The 8,350-nt window shown below is 61.3% G+C and carries 9 protein-coding genes; 2 read left to right on the top strand and 7 right to left on the bottom strand.

Annotation, left to right across the window (positions count from 1 at the left end; all coding sequences use genetic code 11):
* Nucleotides 1–325 precede the first annotated feature (325 nt).
* Nucleotides 326–799 (bottom strand): Lrp/AsnC family transcriptional regulator, encoded by a 474-nt coding sequence (locus tag EOA13_RS22075; protein WP_010909317.1) that lies wholly within the window; start codon nucleotides 797–799, stop codon nucleotides 326–328.
* Nucleotides 800–955: 156 nt separating this feature from the next.
* On the opposite strand from EOA13_RS22075, the gene ald reads away from it, so the two are divergent.
* Together ald and EOA13_RS22065 are read left to right on the top strand one after the other, a co-directional pair.
* Entirely contained in the window at nucleotides 956–2,071 is a 1,116-nt protein-coding gene (gene ald / locus EOA13_RS22070; protein ID WP_111549005.1) for an alanine dehydrogenase, read from the top strand.
* 206 nt (nucleotides 2,072–2,277) lie between these two features.
* Nucleotides 2,278–3,585, top strand: a complete 1,308-nt coding sequence (locus tag EOA13_RS22065; RefSeq protein ID WP_127295827.1) for an outer membrane beta-barrel protein — start codon at nucleotides 2,278–2,280, stop codon at nucleotides 3,583–3,585.
* Nucleotides 3,586–3,819: 234 nt separating this feature from the next.
* Here EOA13_RS22065 and EOA13_RS22060 read toward each other — a convergent pair whose 3' ends face one another.
* The 6 genes from EOA13_RS22060 to EOA13_RS22035 form a co-directional block, all read right to left on the bottom strand.
* Complete coding sequence (locus tag EOA13_RS22060; protein WP_127295825.1) at nucleotides 3,820–4,287, bottom strand: DUF1203 domain-containing protein; 468 nt, start codon at nucleotides 4,285–4,287, stop codon at nucleotides 3,820–3,822.
* Between the two features lie 132 nt (nucleotides 4,288–4,419).
* Nucleotides 4,420–4,977 carry an OmpA family protein gene (locus EOA13_RS22055; protein ID WP_127295823.1) on the bottom strand — a complete coding sequence of 186 codons (558 nt, stop codon included), beginning with the start codon at nucleotides 4,975–4,977 and terminating at the stop codon, nucleotides 4,420–4,422.
* 111 nt (nucleotides 4,978–5,088) lie between these two features.
* Nucleotides 5,089–5,652, bottom strand: coding sequence for a GNAT family N-acetyltransferase (locus EOA13_RS22050; RefSeq protein ID WP_127295831.1), 564 nt, complete (start codon nucleotides 5,650–5,652; stop codon nucleotides 5,089–5,091).
* A 5-nt stretch (nucleotides 5,653–5,657) separates the two neighbouring features.
* On the bottom strand, nucleotides 5,658–6,509 hold the full coding sequence (gene sseA, locus EOA13_RS22045; RefSeq protein WP_127295821.1) for a 3-mercaptopyruvate sulfurtransferase: 852 nt from the start codon (nucleotides 6,507–6,509) through the stop codon (nucleotides 5,658–5,660).
* A gap of 39 nt (nucleotides 6,510–6,548) precedes the next feature.
* On the bottom strand, nucleotides 6,549–7,292 hold the full coding sequence (locus EOA13_RS22040) for an alanyl-tRNA editing protein (protein ID WP_127295819.1): 744 nt from the start codon (nucleotides 7,290–7,292) through the stop codon (nucleotides 6,549–6,551).
* The gene (locus tag EOA13_RS22035; RefSeq protein ID WP_127295817.1) at nucleotides 7,292–8,326 is read right to left on the bottom strand and encodes a cysteine synthase A; all 1,035 of its coding nucleotides are present in this window, start codon (nucleotides 8,324–8,326) and stop codon (nucleotides 7,292–7,294) included. The genes EOA13_RS22040 and EOA13_RS22035 overlap by 1 nt, the downstream gene beginning before the upstream one ends.
* Between the last annotated feature and the right edge of the window lie 24 nt (nucleotides 8,327–8,350).

Below are 8,350 nucleotides of genomic sequence, written 5' to 3'. Positions count from 1 at the left end.
GCGCCATCGCAGCTCGCTCAGCGTCAAAGAAGAAGGCTATCATCGCCGTCGCAAGGAAGCTCCTCGTCGTCCTAAACGCCATCATCCGTGATAAAAAAGCTTTCGCATGAACACAGTTGCCATGCCGTGACCTTGACCAAGGAATGCAGCCGAGCAGAACTCTGCACCGTAGTGACGCTTTGAAGTCGCGGCATGGATCCTCGGGTCTGCGCTGCGTCGCTACACTCCTTGCTCCGCCCGTGGATGACGAAGTGACGCCCGTTCCGCAAATCGAAGGCAGGTGGTTTGTCTAGCAGCGACCCGTCAGAACTTCTGTGTCGAGGAACTAGGCCATCTCCGGCTTCATGCCCATGGCCGTACGGTCGACGATCTCACGCAAGGCGAACGACGAATTGATCTTGGTCACATGCGGCATCGCCGACAGCCATTCCTTGTGGATGCGCTCATAGTCGACGAGATCCTTCGCCGCGATCCTCAAGATGTAGTCGTATTCGCCCGACATCAGATGGCATGACAGCACGTTCGGACAGCGCTTGATCGCCGCCTCGAAATCCGACAGCGTCTTCTCGAACTGTCCCGACAGCGATATGTGCACTATCGCCGTCATCTGGTGGCCAAGTGCTGCATTGGAAAGCCGGGCGTGGTAGCCGCGGATGGTTCCGGATTTCTCCAGATTGTCGAGCCGGCGTGAACAGGCCGACTGCGACAGGCCGACCTTCTCGGCAAGTGCCGCATTGGGTATCCGGCCATCCTTCTGCAAAGTCTCGAGAATGGCGATATCAATCCTGTCGAGCGGCATTTTGCGTGAATCCTGCGAATATCCTGCTATTTCGCGCAACGATTATCGAAACGCACCCATCCGCGCAAGCGCATTCGCAAACACCTGCGCAACGATTCGTGGTTCACTCCACCAATACAGGGAACGAGCCCAAAAGGGCCGGATCAGGAGAAGAAAATGCGCGTCGGCTGTCCCAAGGAAATCAAGAACCACGAATATCGCGTCGGCCTCACACCCGGCTCGGTCCGCGAGTATGTCGCCCATGGCCACGAAGTGCTGGTCGAGACCGGCGCCGGGGCCGGCATTGGCGCCGATGACAACGCCTATCGCGCCGCCGGCGCCACGATTGCCAAGACGGCTGCCGATGTGTTCGCCAAGTCGGACATGATCGTCAAGGTTAAGGAGCCGCAACCCAACGAATGGGCGCAGCTGCGCGAAGGCCAGATCCTGTACACATATCTTCATCTTGCTCCGGATCCGGAGCAGACCAAGGGCCTGCTTGCGTCCGGCGTGACGGCAATCGCCTACGAGACCGTGACCGACGATCGTGGCGGCCTGCCGCTGCTGGCGCCGATGTCGGAAGTTGCCGGACGCCTGTCGATCCAGGCCGGCGCCACGGCGCTGCAGAAGGCCAATGGCGGCCGCGGTGTGCTGCTGGGTGGCGTGCCCGGCGTGCTGCCCGGCAAGGTCACCGTGCTCGGTGGTGGCGTCGTCGGCCTGCACGCAGCCAGGATGGCGGCCGGCCTTGGCGCCGACGTCACCATCATCGACCGCTCGATCCCACGCCTGCGGCAGCTCGACGATCTCTTCGCCGGCCGCGTCCACACCCGTTACTCGACTGTCGAGGCGCTGGAAGAAGAGTGTTTTTCAGCCGACATCGTCGTCGGCGCGGTGCTGATCCCGGGTGCCGCGGCACCAAAACTGGTTTCGCGCGAAATGCTGTCGGGCATGAAGAAGGGCTCGGTGCTGGTCGACGTCGCCATCGACCAGGGCGGCTGCTTCGAGACCTCGCACGCCACCACTCATGCCGAGCCGACCTATGAGGTCGACGGCGTCATCCACTATTGCGTCGCCAACATGCCGGGTGCCGTGCCGGTCACTTCGGCCCACGCGCTCAACAACGCGACGCTGCACTATGGCCTGCAGCTTGCCGACAAGGGCCTCAAGGCGCTGGTCGACGATCATCATCTGCGCAACGGCCTCAATGTCCATAAAGGCAAGATCACCAACCGGGCAGTCGCGGAGGCGCTCGGCTACGAACTGGTCGAGCCGAAAGCCGTTCTCGCCGCCTGATTTTCGCGAAAACAGCCTCTTTCAACCCACCCCGCCGGTTCCATGCCGGCGGGTTTTTTCTTGCAAGCCTGTTTTTCAGGCAAAGCATGGCGTGGAAAAATGTGACGCAACGGCACTTTGCTCGTCATTGTTGCATATTTGTCATTCCCGTACCGGCCGACTCCCTGCTAGAGACATTCTGGGTTTATTCATTGGGGTACGGGCATATGTTCATTCGCACATCCGCGAAATCTTTTCTTCTTGGTGCTGTTTCTGCTGTAGCTTTGATGTCTGCTGCTCATGCAGCTGACGTCGTGCAACCGGTAGAAGAAGCTGCCGGCTTTAACTGGAGCGGCCTCTACGTTGGTTTTGGCGTCGGTGCCGGTGCCAACGTACACAAGCTCGGTAGCGATTTTATTCCAATCTCGCTGAACGGCATTGGTGGCGAAGGCGTCTATGGTGAGCTGACGGTTGGCTATGACTATATGGTCTCGCCCCGGTTCCTCATCGGAGGTCTGCTGGACGCTCACGTCGGCAACATCGGGACCACGCTGGACATTACGGGGTTCGACGCTTCGATCAAGGAAACCTATGGTTTCGACGCTGGCCTGCGTCTCGGCTACCTCTTGACGCCGAACACTCTGGGTTACGTGCTGGGTGGCTATTCCTGGCAGAAGTACAAGCTCGATACGAACGCCGGCTTCGACTTTGATTGGGATCAGAGCGGGTATTTTGTCGGAGGTGGCATCGAAACGGCCATCAACAGCAATTGGACGATCAAGACTGAGTATCGCTATACGCGCTTCGGGACCAAGGACGACCTTCTTTCCGACGCTGGTCTTGTCGGAGTTCCGGACGGTCTCCTCAATCTTGACACCTCGCGCCATACTTTCCAGATCGCAGCCAATTACCGTTTCGGGGCGCAGAACGGCGGCGGTGCTGCCTTTGAGACGCCAGCCTACAACTGGACCGGCTTCTATATCGGCGGCGCTGGTGGCGCCGGTGCATCCGTGCATCAGATCAACGTTCCGCCGCTCGGCGACCTGGAATTCAATGGTCTCGGTGGCGAAGGTGCCTTTGGTGAACTGAACGTCGGCTACGATCATGACTTCGGCAGCTGGGTCGCAGGCGTCATGGTCGATGCACGCTACTCCGGCATGACTTCCGAGCTGGAGCTCGGCGGCGGATCGATCAACGTCGATACCGACTATGGGTTCGATGTGTTGGGCCGCGTCGGCATGAAGATGAACGAATCGACGCTTGCCTATGCGCTTGCCGGCTACAGCTGGCAGCATTTCGATCTGAACGCTTCCGACCCGATCGGCGACATTCTCGACTGGGGTTCCAGCGGCTTCTCGGTTGGTGGCGGTCTGGAAACGGCTCTGTCCAGCAACGTTACCGTTGGTCTGGAATATCGCTATTCGCAGTTCGCCAAGAAGGACTTTTCTTCGGAATTCGGCGCACCTGACGACACCCTTACCGCGACTTCCTCTTTCCACACCGTGCGTCTCGGCGCGAAGTACAAGTTCAACTAAAAGGCCCTCCAGGCAAACAGTCTGAGCCCGTCGGCCATGCCGGCGGGCTTTTTTGTTGCGCGGAATACCTCGGCGCAAAGCCCAGGCAACAAAAAAGCGGAGCCAAAGCCCCGCTTCCTCGATGTCGAGATTTACCGCCGGTTCATCCGTGGTCGGCAAATCGATCGACAATGGCTTTCTATCGCGAATATGCGACGGGAGTACGACAACTGTTTCCAGGGGCTAATCTCAGCCTCAAGCGCGCTCGATGCGGCACTGGTAGCAATTGTTGCGCGCCGAACGGACATGGACGTAGGCGATCTCGTCGCGTTCGAACAGCGTCTCGGCCCGTGCAGCAATTGCCGTGGTCGGGATGACGCCGCCGCTGCCATAGACGATACGATCATCCCTGCCATAGCCGCGCACGATGTAGTCAGGGCTATCGAGAACCTCGGGCAGCGCCTCGCTCTCAGCGGCACCATCGCATTCCTCGGCATGCAGGAAGATCGGCCCGGTTTCGGCATAGGGCTGAAGCCCCGGGAATGGCCTGTATGCCAGAACAAGGTAGGCGTCGCCGGCTCCTATGTTCTTCAAGCAATGACGGCAAGGCATGCCGTCACCGTCGGAGATCTTTCGCTCGGGCATTTGGCCATAAGCATCGATCCCGCCGCGCTGCAACGTCCTGACATCTTCGGTCGGCAAAGCTTTGAACTGGATGGTCATCAAAAAATCTCCGGTGTCGTGACTGGAAATTATGTCCTTGAACCCTCGCCGCCCACCCGATTCCTGCCAAATGTCGAAGAGCCGGTCGCCCCTCGGCGATCGGCTCTCATCAAGTCCCGTCGGAGTTTCGGCTCAACGGATGAAATCGTCGAAGCGGCGCAGCGTCACCCGGCGATTCTGCCAGTTTTCGGTCTGCGTCCGCACCAGCAAAAACTCCTCACCGTAACCAACGGTTTCCAGGGCATGGCCGGGCACGCCGAATTCGCGCACCAGAGTGCGCTTGAGCGAAGCGGCGCGCTGTTCGGACAGGGCCTGGTTCGACTGGAAGGAGCCGACCGCGTCGGTATGGCCCTCGATCAGCACGCGGGCGCCGCGATCGCGGCGCAGGATGCGCCGCAGCGCGTCGGCAATGGTCTCGATCTTGTCATATTGCGAGTTGGCAATAGCCGCCGAACCGAAGGCGAAGTTGATCGACTGGATATCGATCGAGCGGGCCATGCGGCGCAAATCCGGGCGCCGCTTGAATTCGCGGATGGTGACGCGCTCGTTCGGCCGCAATTTCACACGCGGTGCCGCCTCGAGCTTCCGCTCGATCGTGGCGGCCGAAGGCGTTGTCGCCTGGGCCGCGGCCAGGCTTGGCATGGCAATGGCCGCGATCAGCGCGGCGGCAAGTGTACGGCGGGTCAGCATGTCTTCGTCTCCTTCGGCCTTGGCCGCATTGATGGTGCGGGCAACATGCCAAAAGCAGCCTGAAGGGCCGATGAACGACGGGTTCAGATTCGAGCTGGTATCAGCTTCCGGCTAGGGCCGCATGACGCTGGCCGCGCGCTCGGTGAAAGGCAGCGGATGGACGATTTCCTTCTTTTGCGCCACCGGTGCGAAGCCGAGCTTCTGGTAGAGCGGCAGAGCCGCCGGATGATCGAGCGTGCAGGTCTGCACCGTCACCCGCTTCGGCCCATGCGACCATGCGGCAGCGATCGCGGAGCCCAGGAACCAGCGGCCGATGCCTTGCCCGGTCGCATGTTCCATCATGCCGAAATAGGCGAGCTCGACTTCTTCCGGCAGATGCGGCTTGAGATCGAAGAAGCCGGCGGGCGCGCCGTCGAGGTAAAGGACCCTGATGTCGCGATCCTCGCGGTGGATGCCGGCGGAAAGCTCGTCGTCATCCAGCCTCAGCACATTGACCCAGTGCCATTTGCGCCCCACCCGGTCCATCAGATAGCGGTAGAAATGCAGCGGAATATCCTTGGTCTTCAGCAGCGCGACCTGACGGTTATACGGCACAGGCGGCGAATAGGCCGGCGGCATATGCATCTCGAGGAACGTCACCGTGACGTCAATGTCTTCCAACGTGCCGTTTTCCATCGTCTTCATTCCTTGCCGGTCACCACAGGCGTGTCGGAAAGCCCGCCCCACTCCGTCCAGGAGCCGTCGTAAAGCCTGTTGTTCGTATGGCCAAGCGTTTCCAGCGCCAGCGTCACCACCGCCGCGGTAATACCGGAGCCGCATGAAGTGACAATAGGTTTCGACAGATCGATGCCGGCCTCCTCGATCGCCTTGCGCAGCCGGTCCTTCGACAACAGCTCGCCATTTTCCGACAGCGCCGAATAGGGCAGATTGCGCGCGCCAGGCATATGGCCGGAGCGGATACCCGCGCGCGGCTCAGGTTCAGTGCCGGTGAACCGGCCCGGCCCCCGGGCGTCGGCGATCTGGCTCGCGCTGGTGTCGACGATCCCGCGCATGTCGGCGAGGCTGGCGACGCGCCCGGGGTCGAAATCGGCATGAAACACGCTTGGCGCGATCTTGGTCGGCTCAGCCGTCACCGGCCTGCCGGCGGCTTTCCAGCCATCGAAGCCGCCATCCAGAATATAGGTCTGGAAGACGCCCATCACCCGGAACATCCACCACGCCCGGGGCGCCGAGAAGAAACCCGGACCATCATAGATGACGATGGTGTCATCGGCCGAAACACCCATGGCGCCGACATACTGGGCGAAATGCTGCAGCGACGGCAAGGTATGCGGCAGGGGCGAATCCGGGTCCGAAACGGCATCCTGATCGAGAAATCGTGCGCCCGGGATGTGGGCCGACTCATACTCGCCGCGCGCATCGCGCTTCTGCGCCGGGAGATACCAGGATGCGTCGATGATCGTCAGGCCCGGCTCGCCGAGACGTTGCTGCAGCCAGTCTGCGTCGACGGTGAAGGGGCTGTCCTCGGCCATTTTGTTCTCCTGCTCGCTTTTTGGCGATCACTGTCCTGTTCAGTTTGCCGACATCGGCCCAAAGCGGATGCGGAAGCGCCGGTTCTCGCGGCCCTTCTTCTCGATCTTGCCGATGTGGATTTCGCCGACTTCGCCGGTGCTCTTCACATGGGTGCCGCCGCAGGGCTGGCTGTCCACCGAGGCGTTGTCGCCGATACAGACCAGGCGGATCTTGCCGGTGCCGACCGGCGGCCGCACGTTCTTGGATTTCACCAGGCCGGGATTGGCGGCCAGGTCCTCGTCACTGATCAGCCTGACAAAGATCGGATGATCGGCCCGCACCAGGTCCATCAGCCCGGCGGTAACGTCCTCCTTGGTGAAGCCGGCATCGGGAGCGTCGAAGTCGACGCGGCTGTCATCCTCGGAAACCGAAGCACCGGTGATCGGGAACGGGCAGACGACGGTGAGCAGGTGGCAAGCCGCGTGCATGCGCATCAGGAGATGCCGCCGCTCCCAGTCGATCGCCAGCCTCAGCGCCTCGCCCACCTGCGGAACCGCCTGCTCCGGCGCTGGCACGTGTATGATCTCGTCCTTGGTCTCACCGGTGAGGGTGGCGGCAATGGCGATGCGGCTGCCGTCGCTACGCTCGAGATAACCGGTATCGCCCGGTTGGCCACCCGACGTGGCGTAGAAGATCGTCCGGTCGAGGATGATACCGCCGCGATCGTTGACGGCAACGACCGTTGCGTCCGCCGTCTGCAGGTAGGCATCGTCGCGAAACAGGGCGTCCGTCCTGTTTGCCATCACGCGACCTTTTCGAACGGCACCGGAATTGTGCTCTTCAGCTCCATCCAGCCTGGCACCGGCAGCTGCTTCTCGCGCAGGAATTCCGGGTTGAACAGTTTTGATTGATAGCGCGTGCCATAATCACAAAGAATGGTCACGATGGTGTGGCCGGGACCTAATTCCCTGGCCAGACGGATCGCGCCGGCTATGTTGATGCCGGTCGAGCCGCCGACGCAAAGGCCCTCTTCCTGGATCAGGTCGAAGACGATCGGCAGCGCATCCTCATCGGGGATCTGGAATGAAAAATCCGGCGTGAACCCTTCGAGGTTGGCGGTGATGCGCCCCTGCCCGATGCCTTCGGTGATCGAGCTGCCTTCGGACTTCAGCTCGCCGCTGGTGTAGAAGGAATAGAGCGCGGCCCCCAGCGGATCGGCGAGCGCGATCTTCACATCCCGGCTTTTGGCTTTCAGTCCGGAGGCGACGCCGGCCAGCGTGCCGCCGGAGCCGACCGCCGACACGAAACCGTCGACCTTACCGCCGGTCTGGTTCCAGATCTCCTCCGCCGTGGTGCGGATATGGCCGTCACGGTTGGCGACATTATCGAACTGGTTGGCCCAGATGGCGCCGTTGGGCTCGGTCCTTGCCAGTTGCTCGGCCAGCCGCCCCGATAGTTTCACGTAATTGTTGGAGTTCTTGTAAGGCACCGCAGGCACCTCGATCAGCTCGGCGCCGAGCAGTCTGATCGTGTCCTTCTTTTCCTGGCTCTGTGTGTCGGGAATGACGATGACGGTGCGGTATCCCAGCGCCTTGGCGACCACCGTCAGCCCGATGCCGGTATTGCCCGCCGTTCCCTCGACGATCACACCGCCGGGCTTCAGCAGCCCGCGCTTCTCGGCGTCGCGGATGATGAACAGGCCCGCGCGATCCTTGACCGACTGGCCCGGATTCATGAATTCGGCCTTGCCCAGGATCTCGCAACCGGTTTGTTCCGAAGCTTTGTTGAGGCGGATCAGAGGCGTGTTGCCGATCGCGTCGATCACAGAACAGGGCATTCAGGATTCCTTGTGTAGGTGCGC

Source organism: Mesorhizobium sp. M7A.F.Ca.US.011.01.1.1, from assembly GCF_003998295.1.
GTDB lineage: Bacteria > Pseudomonadota > Alphaproteobacteria > Rhizobiales > Rhizobiaceae > Mesorhizobium.
Note: the sequence above shows the minus strand (reverse complement) of the source record. Positions and strands in the feature narration are given on the sequence as shown.